At 70.5% G+C, this 18,743-nt stretch carries 17 protein-coding genes; 11 read left to right on the plus strand and 6 right to left on the minus strand.

The genetic code is table 11. The features are described from left to right. The first annotated feature begins 164 nt into the window (after positions 1-164). From OHA11_RS39775 to OHA11_RS39785, 3 genes are all read left to right on the plus strand, one after another. On the plus strand, positions 165-1,544 hold the full coding sequence (locus OHA11_RS39775; RefSeq protein WP_266504860.1) for a peptidase C39 family protein: 1,380 nt from the start codon (positions 165-167) through the stop codon (positions 1,542-1,544). A gap of 95 nt (positions 1,545-1,639) precedes the next feature. Next, complete coding sequence (locus OHA11_RS39780; protein ID WP_266504862.1) at positions 1,640-1,798, plus strand: SCO1431 family membrane protein; 159 nt, start codon at positions 1,640-1,642, stop codon at positions 1,796-1,798. Positions 1,799-1,885: 87 nt separating this feature from the next. After that, the gene (locus OHA11_RS39785; RefSeq protein WP_266504865.1) at positions 1,886-2,551 is read left to right on the plus strand and encodes a TetR/AcrR family transcriptional regulator; all 666 of its coding nucleotides are present in this window, start codon (positions 1,886-1,888) and stop codon (positions 2,549-2,551) included. A gap of 64 nt (positions 2,552-2,615) precedes the next feature. Here the strand turns inward: OHA11_RS39785 and OHA11_RS39790 are convergent, their stop codons facing one another. Further along, positions 2,616-3,893: a glycoside hydrolase family 18 protein gene (locus OHA11_RS39790; RefSeq protein WP_266504868.1), complete on the minus strand. Its 1,278-nt coding sequence runs from the start codon at positions 3,891-3,893 to the stop codon at positions 2,616-2,618. 333 nt (positions 3,894-4,226) lie between these two features. Here OHA11_RS39790 and OHA11_RS39795 point away from each other — a divergent pair, with 333 nt between their 5' ends. From OHA11_RS39795 to OHA11_RS39805, 3 genes are all read left to right on the plus strand, one after another. Beyond that, the gene (locus OHA11_RS39795; RefSeq protein WP_266507779.1) at positions 4,227-5,435 is read left to right on the plus strand and encodes an acyl-CoA dehydrogenase family protein; all 1,209 of its coding nucleotides are present in this window, start codon (positions 4,227-4,229) and stop codon (positions 5,433-5,435) included. Positions 5,436-6,010: 575 nt separating this feature from the next. Continuing rightward, positions 6,011-7,135: a hypothetical protein gene (locus tag OHA11_RS39800; RefSeq protein ID WP_266504871.1), complete on the plus strand. Its 1,125-nt coding sequence runs from the start codon at positions 6,011-6,013 to the stop codon at positions 7,133-7,135. A gap of 71 nt (positions 7,136-7,206) precedes the next feature. Continuing rightward, positions 7,207-8,301, plus strand: a complete 1,095-nt coding sequence (locus tag OHA11_RS39805; protein ID WP_266504874.1) for a phosphotransferase family protein — start codon at positions 7,207-7,209, stop codon at positions 8,299-8,301. 33 nt (positions 8,302-8,334) lie between these two features. Here OHA11_RS39805 and OHA11_RS39810 read toward each other — a convergent pair whose 3' ends face one another. Beyond that, a complete protein-coding gene (locus tag OHA11_RS39810; RefSeq protein WP_266504876.1) occupies positions 8,335-8,772 on the minus strand; it encodes a hypothetical protein in 438 nt (145 codons plus the stop codon). A gap of 265 nt (positions 8,773-9,037) precedes the next feature. Between OHA11_RS39810 and OHA11_RS39815 the strand changes: the two genes are divergently transcribed. The 4 genes from OHA11_RS39815 to fxsA all read left to right on the plus strand — a co-directional run bounded on the left by OHA11_RS39815 (position 9,038) and on the right by fxsA (position 13,279). Further along, positions 9,038-9,478, plus strand: a complete 441-nt coding sequence (locus tag OHA11_RS39815) for an Lrp/AsnC family transcriptional regulator (RefSeq protein ID WP_266504877.1) — start codon at positions 9,038-9,040, stop codon at positions 9,476-9,478. Positions 9,479-9,554: 76 nt separating this feature from the next. Continuing rightward, positions 9,555-11,180 carry an amidohydrolase gene (locus tag OHA11_RS39820; RefSeq protein WP_266504879.1) on the plus strand — a complete coding sequence of 542 codons (1,626 nt, stop codon included), beginning with the start codon at positions 9,555-9,557 and terminating at the stop codon, positions 11,178-11,180. Positions 11,181-11,682: 502 nt separating this feature from the next. Beyond that, the gene (locus OHA11_RS39825; protein ID WP_266504881.1) at positions 11,683-12,450 is read left to right on the plus strand and encodes a polyprenol monophosphomannose synthase; all 768 of its coding nucleotides are present in this window, start codon (positions 11,683-11,685) and stop codon (positions 12,448-12,450) included. Between the two features lie 244 nt (positions 12,451-12,694). Then, the gene (fxsA, locus tag OHA11_RS39830; RefSeq protein ID WP_266504884.1) at positions 12,695-13,279 is read left to right on the plus strand and encodes an FxsA family membrane protein; all 585 of its coding nucleotides are present in this window, start codon (positions 12,695-12,697) and stop codon (positions 13,277-13,279) included. Positions 13,280-13,591: 312 nt separating this feature from the next. Here the strand turns inward: fxsA and OHA11_RS39835 are convergent, their stop codons facing one another. The 4 genes from OHA11_RS39835 to OHA11_RS39850 all read right to left on the minus strand — a co-directional run bounded on the left by OHA11_RS39835 (position 13,592) and on the right by OHA11_RS39850 (position 17,107). Next, complete coding sequence (locus tag OHA11_RS39835) at positions 13,592-13,966, minus strand: RNA polymerase-binding protein RbpA (protein ID WP_003977404.1); 375 nt, start codon at positions 13,964-13,966, stop codon at positions 13,592-13,594. Between the two features lie 255 nt (positions 13,967-14,221). Next, on the minus strand, positions 14,222-15,571 hold the full coding sequence (locus OHA11_RS39840) for an MFS transporter (protein WP_266504887.1): 1,350 nt from the start codon (positions 15,569-15,571) through the stop codon (positions 14,222-14,224). A 61-nt stretch (positions 15,572-15,632) separates the two neighbouring features. Then, positions 15,633-16,400: a glycerophosphodiester phosphodiesterase gene (locus OHA11_RS39845; RefSeq protein ID WP_266504890.1), complete on the minus strand. Its 768-nt coding sequence runs from the start codon at positions 16,398-16,400 to the stop codon at positions 15,633-15,635. Continuing rightward, positions 16,397-17,107 (minus strand): YitT family protein, encoded by a 711-nt coding sequence (locus OHA11_RS39850; protein WP_266504892.1) that lies wholly within the window; start codon positions 17,105-17,107, stop codon positions 16,397-16,399. Before OHA11_RS39850 ends, OHA11_RS39845 begins: the two co-directional genes overlap by 4 nt. A 64-nt stretch (positions 17,108-17,171) precedes the next feature. Between OHA11_RS39850 and OHA11_RS39855 the strand changes: the two genes are divergently transcribed. Continuing rightward, positions 17,172-18,671, plus strand: a complete 1,500-nt coding sequence (locus OHA11_RS39855) for a PLP-dependent aminotransferase family protein (RefSeq protein WP_266504895.1) — start codon at positions 17,172-17,174, stop codon at positions 18,669-18,671. Positions 18,672-18,743 lie beyond the last annotated feature (72 nt).

Raw genomic sequence — 18,743 nt, forward strand, 5'->3', positions numbered from 1 at the left:
TTCGGGAGGAAGCCGGCCCGGGTACTCCGGTGGGCTCAGGAGGATCATTCTACCGAGGCCGATACCGATGAAATCGTACGAAAAGGTATAAAGTTCCGCCGTTGTCGTGCCCGTTCCCGTGCATTGGACCTGACCGTTCCGGATACCCTGGGGGTCGCCCGCCCATGACCAGAGCTGAACAGCCGTCCCGCAGAAACCTCCTGGCCGTGGCGGTCGCCGCGGCCACCGCGGGCGCCGCGAGCCCGGCGTCGGCCGCCGGCCGGACGGCCGACACCGCGAGCCCCCGGACCGCCGCCCCATCGAAAGCCCTTGCGAACCTCGTGGACAACCGTGCCTGGACCTCGTACGCCGACTGGCGCGGTGGTACCGCGGCGGGCACCCGTGCCGTGGAGGGGACACGCCCGAGCCTGGTCATCGAGACCGCCGAGGGCCGGAAGGACTACGAGGACCCGCACGCCGGCAGGACCGCCGCCTGGGAGTACGCGCGCTGGACCTCGCCCGTCCACCGTCTCGCCGTTCCCTCGACCGAGGTCGTCGCCTCCTGGAACGCGCGGACCCCGGCGGGCACCTGGCTCCAGGTCGAGCTGACGGGCACGTACTCCGACGGCACGGACACGCCCTGGTACGTGATGGGCCGCTGGGCGGCCGGGGACCAGGACATCAAGCGGACCTCGGTGGACGGCCAGAGCGACGGCAGGAGCAGTATCCAGACGGACACCTTCGCCATCGACGACACGGCCTCGGGCCTGCGCCTGGTGTCGTACCGGCTGCGGCTGACCCTGTACCGCAAGCCCGGGACCACGGCCACGCCGACCGTGTGGCGGCTCGGCGCGATGGGCTCCGACGTCCCGGACCGCTTCACCGTCCCGGCCTCGACGCCCGGTCTCGCGCGGGAGCTGACGGTGCCGCGCTACTCGCAGGAGATCCACGCCGGCCAGTACCCCGAGTACGACAACGGCGGCGAAGCCTGGTGCAGCCCCACCTCCTCCCAGATGATCGTCGAGTACTGGGGGCGGAAGCCCGCGGCGGCGGACCTGGCCTGGGTCAGTCCCGGGTACGCGGACCCGCAGGTGTGCCACGCCGCCCGGTCCACCTTCGACCACCAGTACGCCGGCTGCGGAAACTGGCCCTTCAACGCCGCGTACGCCGCGACGTACCAGGACCTCCAGGGCGTGGTGACCCGGCTCCGCTCGCTCGCCGACCTGGAGACGCTGATCGCCGCCGGAATCCCGGCCATGACGTCCCAGTCCTTCCTCAAGTCCGAGTTGACGGGGGCGGGTTACGGCACCGCGGGCCATCTGATGACGGTCATCGGTTTCACCGCCGGCGGTGACGTGATCGCCAACGACCCGGCCTCGCCCGACAATGAGTCGGTGCGGCGCGTCTACCGGCGGCGCGAGTGGGAGAACGTGTGGCTCCGCACCAAGAGGTACAACGCCTCCGGGAAGGTCGTCTCCGGCACCGGCGGGGTCTGTTACGTCTACTTCCCGGCCGACCCCACGGCCGGCCAGCGGGAGGCGCTGACCGCGGTGGGTATTCGCTGAGTGACCAAGCTCTCTCCCGTAAAAGCCCGATTCGGTGGCAAGGTGGACAGAACGGTGGGGGGAGTCCACCGAAAGACCGACGTGAGCGAGCTGCCATGACCACGACCTCAGCCACCGCGGGAGCCACCGCCGGACGTGCCCGCGCTCGTACCGGCGGCCCCAAGGACGACGGGCCCAAGATCCTTGAGCACGTCATGGGCTGGACGTTCGTGGTCGTGCTGGCGATGCTCGTGACGCAGCTCGGTCTCGTCTGATCGCAGTCGAAGAGAGTCGAACAGGCTGCTGGCACTGCTCTGCCATACTGCGGATGTCCCGCTCGCAGTTGGAGACCAGGTCCGGAATTGAGTAACAGTCCACAGCGTGGTGCCGACCGCCCCGGAGCGCGCGGCACCGACCGTTCCTTAGCGCGCCGCGCCGAACTCATCGCCATCGGGCGGAAGTTGTTCGCCGACACGTCCTACGACGCGCTGTCGATGGACGACATCGCGAAACAGGCGCACGTCGCCAAGGGATTGATCTACTACTACTTCAAGTCCAAGCGCGGCTACTACCTGGCCATCGTCCAGGACTCGGTGGCCGACCTGATCTCCCGGGCGGCCGGCGGTCTCGAACTGCCCCCCGAGCAACGGGTGCACCGCACCATCGAAGGCTATCTGCGCTACGCCGAGCACAACCACGCCGCGTACCGCACCATCATCAGCGGAGGCGTCGGCTTCGACGCCGAGGTGCACGCCATCCGGGAGAGCGTGCGGGAGGCCATCGTCGAGACGATCGCCGAAGGAGCGTACGGGCGACGGAAGATCGCCCCGCTGCCCCGGATGGCGCTGCTCGGCTGGCTGTGCAGCGTCGAGGGGGCCACCCTCGACTGGATCGACCACTACGGCATCCCGCGCGACCTCATGCGCGAGCTGCTGGTCAAGATGCTCGGCGGCACGATGCGCGCCATCGAGGAACTCGACGCCTCCTACCCGGCCCCGCGGCCCGCGCGCCGGGATGGGAACCGTTGACGGGAACCGGTGAAGGGCGAGGGCCCGCCGACCGGCCCCCGCCCCAAGTGCCGTACCGGCAAAGCTAGTTGATTGCCTTGATCAGCTCGCCGTCCGGCGTGTCACCGCTCAGCTCCCAGAAGAACGTGCCGCCCAGGTTCTGCGCGTTCTTGTAGTTCATCTTTCCGGCGATGGTCGACGGGGTGTCGTAACTCCACCAGTCGTTCCCGCACTTGGCGTACGCGGTGCCGCCGACCGTGCCGGTCACCGGGCACTTCGCCTTGAGCACCTTGTAGTCGTCGATGCCCTGCTCGTACGTGCCCGTCGCAGGGCCCGTGGCGGTACCGCCGGGCGCCGCCTGGGTGACACCGGTCCAGCCGCGACCGTAGAAGCCGATGCCGAGCAGTAGCTTCGACGCCGGGACGCCCATGCCCTTGAGCTTGTCGATGGTCGCGGAGGTGTGGAACTCCGCCTTGGGGATCCCCGAGTAGGAGTTCAGCGCCGAGTGCGGAGCCGTGGGACCGGTCGCGTCCCAGGCGCCGAAGAAGTCGTACGTCATCGGGTTGTACCAGTCGACGTACTGGGCGGCGCCCGCGTAGTCCGCCGCGTCGATCTTGCCGCCGGCGCCGGCGTCCGCCGTGATGGCCGAGGTGACCAGCTGGGAGCTGCCGAACTTGGCGCGCAGCGCCGACATCAGGTTCCTGTACGCGTCCCGCCCGCTGGTGTCACAGGTGGCGCCGCACGCGTTCGGGTACTCCCAGTCGATGTCGATCCCGTCGAAGACGTCCGCCCACTTCGAGTTCTCGACCAGGTCGTAGCAGGACTGGGCGAAGGCCGCCGGGTTCCTGGCCGCCTCGGTGAAGCCCGCCGACCAGGTCCAGCCGCCGAAGGACCAGAGGACCTTGATATTCGGGTACTTCTTCTTGAGCTCGCGCAGCTGGTTGAAGTTGCCGCGCAGCGGCTGGTCCCAGGTGTCCGCGACCCCGTCGACCGACTCGGCCGCGGTGTACGCCCGCTCGGTCGCCGCGTTGGCGTCGCCCATCGTGCACTTGCCGCCGACAACGTTGCCGAAGGCGTAGTTGATGTGCGTCAGCTTCGCGGCGGAGCCGGACGTGTCGATGTTCTTGACCAGGTACTTGCGGTCGTAGATGCCCCATTCGGTGAAGTAGCCGACGACCTTGGAACCGGCTGCCTTGTAGTCGGCTGCCCTGGAGTCGGCCGCCTTGGCGGCGGCGGCCTGTTCGGTCGGAGCGGCAGCGGTGGCCGTGCCCGCACCGGCGAGCAGTCCCGCGCCGAGGACGGCGCAACACGCGGCGGAGATGAGCGCCCGGAATCGGACGCGGGGGCGGAACGAGCTGAGCATCGTGTCTCCTCGTGGGGGAGAGGGGAACGGGTGCCAATTGGCATGAACGCGATGAAGCGTTGGAGCGAAACAGTAGGAGGACTAGACCAGTGAGGTCAATGGTTCGGACCAGGCGGCACAGAATTCGGTACTCTTGAGTAAGCGGTCGTTAACTGGTGACTCGGTGCCCCGGATCGGGCATACTCACAGCGCACAGCCGCTGATCAGCCGCTTCCGCGACCCGGAGGCGCGAGCATCCGCAGTGCCGTCAGACCAGGCCCAGTGAGACCAGGCGGGGCAGCCCCACCCAGGCGTGCGCTCGCCGAAGTGCCCGACATGGAAGAGAGCGTCACCATGCCCGACCGCGCCCCGCAGCCGGTGGACCGTCACCTGCCCACCGACGAGGCCCGGGATCTGATCTCGCTCGTCCGCGACATCGCGCAGCGCGAGATCGCCCCGAAGGCGGCCGAGGAGGAGGATGCCGGGCACTTCCCGCGGGAGGTCTTCGCACTGCTCTCGGAGTCGGGACTGCTCGGCCTTCCGTACGGTTCCGAGTACGGGGGCGGAGACCAGCCGTACGAGGTCTACCTCCAGGTCCTCGAAGAGCTGGCCGCTGCCCGACTCACCGTCGGCCTCGGGGTCAGCGTGCACTCGCTCGCCTGTCACGCCCTCGCCAACTACGGCACCAAGGAGCAGCGGTCCGAGCATCTGTCGGCCATGCTCGGCGGCGGCCTCCTGGGGGCCTACTGCCTTTCGGAGCCGTCATCAGGCTCGGATGCCGCCAGCCTGCGTACGAAGGCCGTACGGGATGATGGGGGTACCTCCCGATCGAGCGAAGCCGAGAGTGGGGGAGAGTGGGTGATCACGGGCACCAAGGCCTGGATCACGCACGGCGGGGTCGCAGACTTCTACACCGTGCTCGCGCGCACCGGCGGTGAAGGGGCGCGGGGCATCACGGCGTTCCTGGTGCCCGGCGACGCCGAGGGGCTGAGCGCGGCGGCGCCCGAGAAGAAGATGGGCATGAAGGGATCGCCCACCGCCCAGGTTCACTTCGACGGGGTGCGGATCTCCGGCGACCGGCGCATCGGCGACGAGGGCCAGGGCTTCGCGATCGCCCTGTCCGCGCTCGACTCCGGGCGGCTCGGCATAGCGGCCTGCGCGATCGGGGTGGCCCAGGCCGCGCTCGACGAGGCGGTCGCGTATGCCGCCGGACGGCGGCAGTTCGGCCGGCCGATCGCGGACTTCCAGGGCCTGCGCTTCATGCTCGCGGACATGGCGACGCAGATCGAGGCGGGCCGGGCGCTCTACCTCGCCGCGGCCCGGCTGCGTGACGCGGGACGGCCGTTCGCCAAGCAGGCGGCCATGGCAAAGCTGCACTGCACCGACACCGCGATGAAGGTCACCACGGACGCCGTCCAGGTGCTCGGCGGATACGGCTACACGGCGGACTTCCCCGTGGAGCGCCTGATGCGCGAGGCCAAGGTGCTCCAGATCGTCGAGGGCACCAACCAGATCCAGCGGATGGTCATCGCCCGTCACCTCGCGGGTCCCGAGTCGCGCTGAACCGCACATAGCCGTACATCGCCGAGGGCGCCACGAGCCGGACCCACTCCGGGTCGTGGCGGCCGGGCAGGGTCCGGCCGCGGTCCGCCCAGGCCCGGATCAGGGCCCGGTAGATGGGGGGATCCAGGGGCTGCTGGTGCGTGTGGGATCCCTGGGACCCGTCTGACCCCTGAGATCCCTGCGGCCCTTGTGATCCCTGGGCCGCTTGCGTCCAGTGAGCTCCCTGCGTTCCCTGCGTCCACTGGGTCCCTTGCGCCCACGCTGTCTCCTGGGGCGCCAGGGTCCCCAGGGGAACCGATTCTGCCGGCACGGGGAAGAGGATCCGGCGACGGCGTTCCGCTTCTGCGTATGTGGAGGTCATACCGAGGCCAACGGGTCCGAAGTCGGACAGGTCACCGGCGCGGGGATTCGCCCGTGAGTTCGCGACGTGCCCTCGTGCGGGACGTCGCAGGTCCGCACGAGGGGCGTCCAGGACTCTGGCTCCCCGCAGCCTTCTGACGTACCGTCAACTCCGCCGCCAGGGGGCCGCACCCCTCCGGGTGACGTCACGCGCCGTACGCCCCGGGAGGCAGCCGATGCCCGACGACCGCCCCGTAGCCCTCGACGAGTACCCCGTGCACCAGGTCCCCCTCTCGATGAAGCACGTGGCGACAGGGGACCGGAACGCGTACGACCGCTGCATCTTCCAGGTCTTCGACCACCAGGGGCGGGCCCTGCTCGTCCTGGGCCTGGGGGTGTACCCGAACGTCGGGGTGATCGACGCGTACGCGACCCTGCGCGTCGGCGACACCCTGCACGCCGTGCGCGCCTCCGACGCGCTGGACGACGACACCCGGATGACGATGGCGGTGGGCCCGTTGCGGATCCTGGTCGAGCGGCCCCTGAAGGACTTCGTCCTGAGCTGCGCGGCCGATCCCGACGACCCGGACGGACTGTCGTACGAGATCACCTGGTCGGCGCAGTTCCCCGCGCTGTGGGAGCCGCATCACCTCCAACGCCGGGGCGCCCGCCTCACGTTGGAGGGCCGACGCTTCGTGCAGGCGGGCCGCTGCGAGGGCTGGATCCGGGTCGCGGGGGAGGAGATCCGGCTGTCCGCTGGCGGCTGGACCGGCACCCGCGACCGCAGTTGGGGCACGCGCCCGCTGCCCGGCGAGGAGGGCGGCCGGCTCGCCGAGGAACACCGGACCGAAGGCTTCCACTGGCTCTGGTGTCCCGTCCGCTTCGAGGACCGCTTCCTGATGGTCGTCACCCAGGAGGACGCCGACGGCTACCGGACCCTGAACGACGCGACGCTCGTGCGGAACGGCGAACGCGACCGTCAACTCGGCTGGCCCCAGGCCGAGATCACCTACCGGAGCGGAACCAGGCATCCGAAGCGTGCGCTCGTCCACCTCGGCGACTTCCGCAAACCGTCGGAACTCGGCGTCGAGATCCTCACCTCCTCCCCGCTCGCCGTCGGAGCCGGCTATCCGCCCGCCGAGGACTGGCAGCACGGCACCTGGCGGGGGCGCGGCTGGACCGACCGGCGTACGTACGACCTTTCGGACCCCGCCGCGCTCGGGCTCGCCGCGTACGGCGTGACCGACCACGCCGCCCGCTTCACGCTCGACGGGCAGGTGGGGCACGGGATCTTCGAGCACGGCTCGTTCGGACGGCACGACCCGAGCGGGTTCACCGGCTTCGACTCGGTTGCCCCGTAGGGAACTTGGTTACCCCGTAGGGAACTCGGTTGCTCCGTAAGGAAGTTGACGGCGAGGGAGGGAGCGAGGAGATGGCAACGGCACCCCGTCCGCGTACGACCACGCGCGACCCGGAGGAACTCACGCGACGGCTGACCGCCTGGCTCGGCGGACGGCTGCCCGGCGCCAAGGCGGTCGACGTCCGTGCCCCCGCCTCCAACGGCCTGTCCAGCGAGACCCTGCTCTTCGCCATCGAGCACCCCGAACCCCCGGTCCACGCCTGCGCGTTGAGACTCGCGGCGGACCCGGCGGCGTACACCGTCTTCCCGGTCTACGACCTGCCGCGCCAATACCGCACCATGCGACTGGTGGCGGACCGTACGGATCTGCCCATGCCGCGGATGCTGTGGCTGGAGGAGGATCCTGGGCCCCTCGGGGCGCCCTTCTTCGTCATGGGACGCGTCGAGGGCCGCGTACCGCCGGACGTCATGCCCTACACGTACGAGGGCAACTGGCTGCACGCGGCGAGCGACGCCGAGCGGGAGCGACTGGAGGCCGCCTCGGTCGGACTCCTCGCCCGGCTGCACGACCAAGTCCCGGTCAGGGAGGCGGACTTCCTCGCTTTGCCGGGCGACGACAGCCCGCTGCGACGCCATGTCGAGGCCCAACGGGCCTACTACGCATGGGTGACTGACGGGCTGTCACGGTCACCACTCATCGAGGACGCCTTCGACCGGCTCGACGCGCTCTGGCCCCGCGACGAGGGCGAGACGGTACTCAACTGGGGTGACGCACGCATCGGGAACGTCATCTACGACGGCTTCGAACCCGTCGCCGTCCTCGACTGGGAGATGGCTGCCCTGGCCCCGCGCGAGGTCGACCTCGGCTGGATGATCTACCTGCACCGCTTCTTCCAGGACCTCACCGTGAGCTTCGGCCAGCCCGGACTGCCCGGCTTCCTGCGCCGGGACCGCGTGGAGCGGCGCTACGCCGAACTCACCGGCCGCACACCGCGGGACATGGTCTTCCACATCCTGTACGCGGCCCTGCGGCACGCCGTCGTGATGCTGCGTATCGCCTACCGGCAGGTGCACTTCGGTGAGGCCGTCGTCCCGGCGGATCCGGACACGCTGATCCTGCACCACGACAGACTACGAGCCATGGTGCAGGGCAGTTACTGGAACTGACGACCGCTCAGACGGACACTCGCCGTGTGCCGCTCAGGCGGCCTGGTCGCGGATCACCGGCACCCGCATGGGGCGCGAGGCGGGGCCGCCGACGTGCGAGAAGGGCTGCGTGCGCCAGTCGAGGCCCTGAGGGAGCGTCAGCAGCAGGGCGGTGTCCTGCTCCTGAACCTCCTTCGTCTCGTCGGCGGGCCGGGCCCCGGCCGCCGTGCGGCCCGTACCGGCGCAGACCGTGAGCCCGAACGGGTTCCACGGCGACGCGCACAGCGCGTGCTCCGGCAGGATCTCCTCGTCCGCGAGGAGCGCGATGGGCTGCGCGCAGTCCGGGCAGAAGACCCGGTACATCTCGAAGGTGTCGTACGCGTCGAGCTCCTCGCCGTCCATGGCGTCCGGTTCAACGCCCTCCGGCTCGGGCTCGACGACGGGCTGCTGCCGCTTGGGCGCGGTGCGACCAGGGCGCTTCAGACTCTGCATGGGCTACTCCCCCTCGGGTGGGCCGACAAGGCGCTGCGACCTCGACCACAGCAAGCACTTCCCGCCCCGTCTCTGCGGTAATCACGAGAACATCACGGAACCGAGCGCCATCATGTGGCGTTCGTCACATGCCGAGCGCAGGTGCCCGACCCGGTGGTTTTGTCCCCCGGGTGTCTCGTCCGCTTCTCCAGGCCACATCACAAACCGGGTATGACCTGCGCCGCAGAGTACCCGAGAGGATCAAGGGCCCTGTAGGTTCTCCGCCATGGAGGAGCTGGACCGCCACATTGTGCAGTTGCTCGTCGAAGACGGGCGGATGAGCTACACCGACCTGGGCAAGGCTACGGGCCTGTCCACGTCGGCCGTGCACCAGCGGGTACGCCGGCTGGAGCAGCGCGGCGTCATCCGCGGCTATGCCGCGGTCGTCGACCCGGAAACCGTCGGGCTGTCGCTCACGGCCTTCATCTCGGTGAAACCGTTCGACCCCAGCGCCCCCGACGACATCGCCGAGCGACTGGCCGGTGTCCCCGAGATCGAGGCCTGCCACAGCGTCGCCGGCGACGAGAACTACATCCTCAAGGTCCGCGTCTCCACACCGCACGAGCTGGAGGAACTTCTCGCGCGGGTGCGCACGCTGGCGGGCGTGTCGACCCGGACCACCGTGGTCCTCTCCACGCCGTACGAGGCTCGGCCGCCGAAGATCTGACGCCCGCGCGCGTGGGGACCCCGAGTGTGGGACCCCGTGCGCGGGGCGGGTGCGCCGAGGGGCGAGACTGGTCCCCATGAGTGAGAGCACCGCCACCCCCCGAACCGTGTTGCTGCGCGGCGGAGAGGTGCACAGCCCCGCCGACCCGTTCGCCACCGCGATGGTCGTGGAACGCGGGCAGGTCGCCTGGGTCGGCTCCGAGGGCGCTGCCGACGCGTTCGCGGACGGCGTCGACGAGGTGGTGGACCTCGAAGGGGCGCTCGTCACCCCGGCGTTCACCGACGCGCACGTGCACACCACGGCCACCGGCCTCGCCCTCACCGGCCTCGACCTGTCCGCCGCCCGCACCCTCACCGAGGCGATCGCCCTCGTACGGGACTTCGCGGCTGCCCGCCCCGCCGACCGGGTACTCCTCGGCCACGGCTGGGACGCGTCCCGCTGGCCCGAGCGGCGGCATCCGAGGCGGGACGAGCTGGACGAGGCCACCGGCGGACGCCCGCTCTACCTCAGCCGGATCGACGTCCACTCGGCCGTCGTCACCACGGCTCTCCTTGACATGGCGCCGGGCGTACGCCGGGCGGTCGGCTTCGAGGACGGCGAACCGCTCACCCGCGACGCCCATCACGCCGTACGCGCCGCCGCGTTCGCAGCCGTTACGCCGGAGCAGCGCACCGAGGCCCAGCGTGCCGCGCTGAAGCAGGCAGCCTCGCTCGGTATCGGCTCCGTGCACGAGTGCGCGGGCCCGGAGATCTCCTCCGAGGACGACTTCACCGGGCTGCTGCGGCTCGCGGCGAGGGAAGCAGGACCCCGGGTCGTCGGCTACTGGGCCGAACACGGAGAGGAGGGCGTGGCGAAGGCGCAGGCACTGGGAGCGGTCGGCGCGGCGGGCGACCTCTTCGTGGACGGCGCCCTCGGCTCGCACACGGCCTGCCTCCACGAGCCGTACACCGACGCGGGCCACACCGGCACCGCCTACCTGGACGCCGTCGCCGTCGCCGCCCATGTGGTGGCATGTACCGAGGAGGGCCTTCAGGCGGGCTTCCACGCCATCGGGGACGCCGCGGTGACCTCCGTGGTCGACGGAGTCCGTGCCGCGGCGGAGAAGGTCGGCCTGGCCCGCGTCCGTGCCGCCCGGCACCGCGTCGAACACGCCGAGATGCTCACCCCGGAGACGATCGCCGCCTTCGCCGAACTCGGCCTCACCGTCTCCGTCCAGCCGGCGTTCGACACGCTGTGGGGCGGCGAGGACGGCATGTACGCCGAGCGCCTCGGCGCCGAGCGGGCCCGGGCGCTCAATCCGTTCGCGGCCCTGCTGCGGGCCGGGGTGCCGCTCGCCTTCGGCTCCGACAGTCCCGTCACACCGCTCGACCCGTGGGGCACCGTGCGCGCCGCGGCCTTCCACCGCACCCCGGAGCACCGGGTGTCCGTGCGCGCCGCGTTCACGGCGCATACGCGGGGCGGCTGGCGGGCGGTCGGCCGCGACGACGCGGGACTCCTGGTACCCGGCGCGCCCGCGGACTACGCCGTGTGGCGCACCGACGAGCTCGTCGTCCAGGCCCCGGACGACAGGGTCGCCCGCTGGTCGACCGACCCCCGCTCCGGTACCCCCGGACTGCCCGACCTCACGCCCGGCGCGCGACTGCCCGTCTGCCTGCGCACCGTGGTGGGCGGTCGGACGGTATTCGTACGGCCGGACGAGTGATGTCCCGGGGTGGCGCGGCGTCGATCATGGCCCGCCACCCCGTCGCGCGACCTGCGTATCCTCCGCGCTGACCAGGCATTTGAGGGAAAAGCCCCAGGTCAAACGACTGTTGACAGCGAGCGGCAGGTGGCCGGTAGGTTCGGCCGGGTCCACCACCGGACGTCCGGCCGGTGAACTTCCGCGCAGTCGCCGCAGCGCAGTTGGGTCAGGGATGGTGTGCCGCACCGGCGCACCACCACTGGGAGCCAGGCCCAGCGCCCGCGCCACGGGGCGAGGGAACGTTCCGGCCGGATGGTGTGACCCGGGTGGGGCCCGGACGCTCAGTAGACAACGGCTTTCGGTCGACCCGCAGCCAGCGGGTCCCAGGTCGGCCCGAAGGGCGCCGGGCCCCGATCCGCAGTGCTACCTCCTTCTGGAAACTTTCCGGTCGGTGCCTCACCGGCGTGAAGAGCGGCGCTCGCTATGGTGGAGCCCCTCGCACGGAAGTCTTTAAGGGGAAGCTGTGAACGACGGCGGTGGGCGACAGTTCGGTCCGCTCGGCACGACCTTGGTGATCATTCCGACCTTCAACGAGGCGGAGAACATCAAGGCGATCGTCGGCCGCGTGCGGGCTTCCGTGCCCGCGGCGCACGTTCTGATCGTCGACGACAACAGCCCCGACGGCACCGGCAAGCTCGCCGACGAGCTGACCGCCGAGGACGAGAACGTCCACGTGCTGCACCGCAAGGGCAAGGAGGGCCTCGGCGCCGCCTACCTCGCGGGCTTCCGCTGGGGCATGGAGCACGGGTACGGCGTCCTGGTCGAGATGGACGCGGACGGCTCGCACCAGCCGGAGGAACTGCCCCGGCTGCTCACCGCGCTCAAGGGTGCCGACCTGGTGCTCGGTTCTCGCTGGGTGCCGGGCGGGCGCGTGGTCAACTGGCCCAAGTCCCGCGAGTTCATCTCGCGCGGCGGCAGCCTGTACTCGCGCGTCCTGCTCGACGTGCCGATCCGCGACGTCACCGGCGGCTACCGCGCCTTCCGCCGCGAGACCCTGGAGGGCCTCGGCCTCGGCGAGGTCGCCTCGCAGGGCTACTGCTTCCAGGTCGACCTGGCGCGGCGGGCGGTCAAGGCCGGCTATCACGTGGTCGAGGTGCCCATCACCTTCGTCGAACGCGAACTGGGCGACTCCAAGATGAGCCGCGACATCCTGGTGGAGGCCCTGTGGAGGGTGACCACGTGGGGGGTCGGGGAGCGGGCGGATCGGATCCTGGGGCGGAAGAAGTCCTGAGCCTGGGGCGGTCCGGCTGTGGGGATGGCCTGTAGGGATTGGCCCTAGGGACTGGCCGTAGGGATTGGCTATGCGGTTCGGATGCGCGGTGGGCTGACTCGGTCGAACTCGGTCGAACTCGTTCGACCGCCGGGTCCGGCTTCACCCGGTCGCAGGGCCCGACTTCACCATCACTTTCACGTTCACAGGCGTCACTGACCACCCGTTTATCCCGTACTGAGCCGGGCCCAGGCACACTGGACGCATGACGCATGGCGCTTCGACTCCGCCCCACTCCGTACGGCCCCGGCGCTCCGGCGTGCTCCGGTTCCTGCCGCTCGGCATCGCCGCATGGCTGGTGCTGGAGATCTGGCTGCTGATCGTGGTGGCGGGCGCCACGAGCGGCTTCACGGTCTTCCTGCTGCTGGTCGCCGGATTCGTTCTCGGTTGTGTGGTCATCAAGCGCGCCGGACGCCGTGCCTTCCGCGCGCTGAGCGAGACATTGCAGCAACAGCAGAGCGGGGTGCTGCCGCAGGGCGGTACGAATTCCGAGGGCAACGGTCTGATGATGCTGGGCGGGCTGCTGCTGATGCTGCCCGGGCTGATCTCCGACGCGCTGGGTCTGTTGCTGCTGGTTCCGCCGGTCCAGAAGGGGCTCAGCCGGTATGCGGAGCGGACGTTCGAGCGCAAGATGCGGGAGGCAGGCGCTGGGACGCTCGGGGGTGCCTTCCAGCAGGCACGTATCCACCGGCCTGACGGGAAGGTCGTCCCGGGCGAGGTCATCCGTGACGACGAGTCGCGGGACCGCCGTCAGGAAGACGCGGGTCCGAGGCCCCCGCTGAACGGCTGACGCCGAGGGTTTTCCTCGCCCCCGCCGCCCCTACCCATTCCCGTCCCTACTCAGGGGCTCCGCCCCCGAACCCCCGCTCCTCAAACGCCGGAGGGGCTGAGTAGCCGCAGGAGGGGCTCAGCCTTGTGGGGCCGGAGGGTCTGGCTACCTAGGGGCGCGGGGAACTGCGCGACCAGCCACGACGGGCGCGCACCCAAACACGAAAAGACACCCAAAAGCCATCCGCACGCACAAAACCGCAGGCACCGTACCCAGAGGTACGGCACCCGCGGTTGGGTGCGTGCGTTGTATGCCGCCCAGCCCCCGGAGGGGCTACGCGGACTTGCGGCTGTCCCGAGGGTGGACCGCAATGTTCATGGCTCCGGAGCGAAGCACGGCCAAACGCTCTTCGAGGACCTCTTCGAGCTCCTCCCGTGTGCGCCGCTCCATCAGCATGTCCCAATGCGTACGCGCTGGCTTGGCCTTCTTTTCCTCAGGGCCGTCGCCGTCCACCAGGAGTGCCTGGGCCCCGCAGACCTTGCACTCCCACTCCGGCGGGATCTCCGCCTCCACCGAGAAGGGCATCTCGAAACGATGGCCCTTCTCGCATGCGTACTCCACGGCCTGGCGCGGAGCCAAGTCGATGCCGCGGTCCGTCTCGTAGCTGGTCACCACGAGGCGCGTGCCGCGAAGAGCTCGCTCACTCATGAATCGTGCCTCCCGGGCTTGTCGCCCACAGGACAGGTGTCGCTGTCGTCGTCATCCGGTCAACGTCCGGTCGGCGGTAAAGATTCCCGTTCCGGGTCATGCGTCGCCGTCGTAGCCGCCCCTTGTTGTACCCACCTGCGCCCGGTTTGTCACATCTGAGAGCAGATGTCACCCAGCGTTTCGGCATCTTTGACGCGCAGTAACGGTACGCCTGGCAGGCCAAACGCGTACACTACCGGCCTTTGGCCCTCGGCGCTAAATCCTGTCCGGAACGGGGTTGCCCGCGTCGTGCACCGCCCGGCGCACCGGAACCCTCGCGAGCAGCACGAATCCCAGCACGAAGAAGGCCACCAGCGAGATGATCGCGTCCCGATAACTTCCGGTCAGCTGGTACGTCAGACCGAACAGAAGCGGGCCGAGCCAGCTCATACCGCGGTCGCTCATCTCGTACGCGGAGAAGTACTCGGCCTCTTTGCCGGGCGGCACCAGATGCGAGAACAAGGACCGCGACAGCGCCTGGCTGCCGCCGAGGACGAGCCCGATGCCGGCCGCGAGGACGAAGAACCAGACAGGTGCGCCGGCGGGCAGGAAGTATCCGGCGCACAGCGTCACCGTCCAGGCGACCAGTGAGCCGAGGATGGTCCGTTTGGCGCCGTACGTCCGGGCGAGTCGGCCCATCCCGAGGGCCCCGGCCACCGCCAGCAGCTGGACCAGCAGCACGGCGACGATCAGCGTCGACTGGTCGAGCCCCAGCTCCTCGGATCCGTACACGGATGCCTGCGAGATGACCGTCTGGATGCCGTCGTTGTAGACGAGGTAGGCGAGGAGGAAGGCGAGCGTGTGCGGCTGGCGGCGCATGCTCCGCACGGTGGCCGCCAGCTGCCGCCGGCCGTGCGTGGACGTACCCGAAGAGGTCGTCGTGCGGCGGTCGCGCAGCCGTTTGAGCGGTACGAGCGTGAAGGCGCCCCACCAGATACCGGCCGAGGCCAGGCAGATGCGGACCGCCGTCGCCTCGGAGACGCCGAAGCTGTCGTGGGCCGAGTACAGGACCAGGTTCGCCACCAGGACCAGCGCGCCCGCCGCGTACCCGAAGGCCCAGCCCCTCGACGAGACGGCGTCGCGCTCCTCGGGCGGGGCGATCTGCGGCAGATAGGAGTTGTAGAGCACCATCGAGACGGCCAGTGAGGCGTTGGCCACGATGAGCAGGAGGCCGCCCAGCAGATAGCGGTCGCCGTCCAGGAAGAACATGCCCGCGGTGGCCGCCGCGCCCAGGTAGGCGGTGACCGCGAGGAGCGGCTTCTTGCGGCCCGTGCGGTCGGCCGCCGCGCCCGCCATCGGCATCAGGAAGACCGACAGGATGACGGACGCCGACACGCAGTACGCGAAGAAGGAGCCGGCGCGCACGGGGATCCCCAGCGGGTGCACGAACCCGTCCGCGTCCGCCGCCGCCTTGGCGACCGACGTCAGATAGGGGCCGAGGAAGACGGTGAGCACGCTGGTCGAGTAGACGGAGCAGGCCCAGTCGTAGAAGTACCAGCCGCGTTGTTCGCGCCGCCGTTCCACGGCGTCGTCGGCCGCCCGTTCCCGCACGGTGTCGGTGCCCACCCGTGCCCTCGCTTCCCCGTCGCAGTCCCCGTACGCGGACGTCACGTGGTGCGCCGGGCCGTCAGACCCAGGTGCCGCGGTCCTCCAGGACCCCGCGCAGCGTCTCGATGTGATCGGTCATGATGCCATCGACCCCCAGGTCCAGGAGCCGGTGCATCCGGGCGGAATCGTTGACCGTCCAGACGTGGACCTGCAGCCCGCGCGCGTGGGCGGCACGCACGAATCGGTGATCGACCACGGGGATGCCCGACTGGGACTCCGGCACCTGGGCGCAGACCGCCGAGGGGCGCAGCGGGGCCGGGATGCCCCACGACCGCAGCCGCAGTCCGAGGACGCCCCGGGTGCCGTACGAGGTCGCCAAGCGCGGACCGGCCAGGCGCTGTGCGTGGGCGACCCGCGCCTCGGAGAAGGAACCGACGCAGACGCGGTCCCAGGAGCCGGTGCGGCGGATCAGGTCGAGCAGGGGGTGCAGTGCGGGCTCCGCCTTGATGTCGACGTTCCAGCGGACGTCGGGGAACGTCTCCAGCAGCTCCTCGAAGAGGGGGACCGGTTCGGCACCCGCCACGCGCGCGTGCCGTACGTCGCCCCAGGGGAGGTCCGCTATCCGGCCCGCCCCGTCGGTCACGCGGTCCAGCGTCGCGTCGTGGAAGGCGACGAGTTTTCCGTCCACCGTGGCGTGTACATCGGTCTCGATGTATCGGTAGCCGGCCTCGACCGCGCGTCGGAACTGGGCCGTGGTGTTCTCCAGGCCGTCCGCGGCCCCGCCCCGGTGGGCGAAGGCGATCGGGCCGGGATGGTCGAGGTAGGGGTGGCGTATCCGGGTGCTCACCCGCGCAGTATCGCCTGCTCCGGTTGCCCGGTGGCAACAACCGTGCTGCTACCCGATGAGGACGAGGGGACGGCGAACACTCGCAGGAAGAGCTGGGCCAACGGGCCGATGGCCACCGCGTAGAGGGCCGTGCCCACGCCGACCGTGCCGCCGAGGACGAAGCCCGTCGCCACCACGGCCAGTTCGATGGCCGTACGCACCAGCCGGATCGAGCGGCCGGTGCGCCGGTGGAGCCCCGTCATCAGGCCGTCGCGCGGGCCCGGACCGAAACGGGCCGCTATGTAGAGGCCGGTCGCCACGCCGTTGAGCAGGACGCCCGCCAGGAGAAGGGGGATACGAACCCCGAGGGTGTGTGCCTCCGGGACCAGGGCGAGCGTGGCGTCCATCGCGATGCCGACCACGAAGACGTTGGAGACCGTGCCGAGGCCGGGGCGCTGACGCATCGGGATCCACAGGAGAAGAACCGCGGCTCCGACGATGATCGATACGACACCGATGGTCAGCTCGGTCCGCTCGGCGAGGCCCTGGTCCAGGACGCTCCAGGGCGCCAGACCCAGGTCCGACTCCACGAGGAGGGCCACGCTCGCGCCGTACAGCACCAGGCCCACGTACAGCTGGAACAGTCGGCGGATGAGGTGCCCCGAACGCGGACCCGACGGCGGAGTGGACAAGAGGTGCCCCCTGGTGGCGATAGTGGCCTGACCCATGACACTCTGTGGCTTGAGAAGAAACCTCTTCCATGGCCAATTCGGGAAAGGTGGACTGGAGATCATGGCGCAGTGGACCTCGGCGGTAGGTGCCGCTCAGCTCGCGCGGCTGCTCAGCTCCCAGCAGGAGCGCCCGGCGGGCCCCGGCACACGCCGTCCGCCCGCTTATCGTGCCCTCGCCGACGGCATCCGTCTGCTCGTCCTCGAAGGGCGCGTTCCCGTCGCCGCGCGGTTGCCCGCCGAGCGCGAACTCGCCCTCTCCCTCTCCGTGAGCCGCACCACCGTGGCCGCCGCCTACGAGGCGCTGCGCGCCGAAGGGTTTCTGGAGTCCCGCAGGGGAGCGGGCAGCTGGACGGCCGTACCGGCCGGGAACCCGCTGCCCGCGCGAGGCCTCGAACCCCTGCCGCCCGAGGCCCTCGGCTCCATGATCGACCTGGGCTGCGCGGCCCTGCCCGCCCCCGAGCCATGGCTGACGCGTGCCGTCCAGGGCGCGCTGGAGGAGCTCCCGCCGTACGCCCACACGCACGGCGACTATCCGGCGGGGCTGCCCGCGCTGCGCGAGATGCTCGCCGAGCGGTACACCGCGCGCGGCATCCCGACCATGCCCGAACAGATCATGGTGACGACCGGAGCCATGGGCGCCATAGACGCCATCTGTCACCTCTTCGCCGGGCGTGGCGAGCGCATCGCCGTCGAGTCGCCCTCGTACGCCAACATCCTTCAGCTGATGCGCGAGGCCGGGGCCCGGCTGGTGCCCGTCGCCATGGCCGAGGGGCTCGCGGGCTGGGACATGGACCGCTGGCGGCAGGTGCTGCGCGACGCGGCGCCCCGGCTCGCGTACGTCGTCGCGGACTTCCACAACCCGACCGGCGCGCTCGCCGACGAGGACCAGCGGCGTCGGCTCGTCGACGCGGCCCGCTCCGCCGGCACGGTGCTGATCGTGGACGAGACCATGAGCGAGCTCCATCTGGACGAGGGCTTCGAAGTGCCGCGCCCCGTCTGCGGGTTCGACCCGGCCGGGTCCACGGTCATCACGGTCGGCTCGGCCAGCAAGGCGTTCTGGGCGGGCATGCGGATCGGCTGGGTCCGGGCCGCCCCCGACGTGATCCGCAGCCTGGTCGCGGCCCGCGCGTACGCCGACCTCGGCACCCCCGTCCTGGAACAGCTCGGCGTGAACTGGCTGCTCAGTACCGGTGGCTGGGAGCAGGCGGTGGAGATCCGGCGCACCCAGGCCCGCGAGAACCGCGACGCGCTCGTGGCGGCCCTGCGTCGCGAACTGCCCGGCTGGGAGTACGACGTGCCGCGCGGCGGGCTCACGCTGTGGGTGCGTACGGGCGGTCTGTCCGGTTCGCGACTGGCCGAGGTCGGCGAGCGGGTGGGCGTGCGCGTCCCCTCCGGGCCCCGCTTCGGAGTCGACGGGGCCTTCGAGGGCTATGTACGGCTGCCGTTCACCGTCGGCGGCGCGGTCGCCGACGAAGCCGCGGCACGACTCGCCGCGGCCGCCCGACTGGTCGAAACGGGGGCGAACGGCGGAATGGAGGCACCACGCACGTTCGTGGCGTGACGCTTCCGGCCCTCCCGCCTTCTGCGGTGACGTCTCTGTCGCCTGGGCGCCAGAAAGGCGCGGCAGGCCTGG

This window comes from Streptomyces sp. NBC_00878 (assembly GCF_026341515.1).
GTDB lineage: Bacteria > Actinomycetota > Actinomycetes > Streptomycetales > Streptomycetaceae > Streptomyces.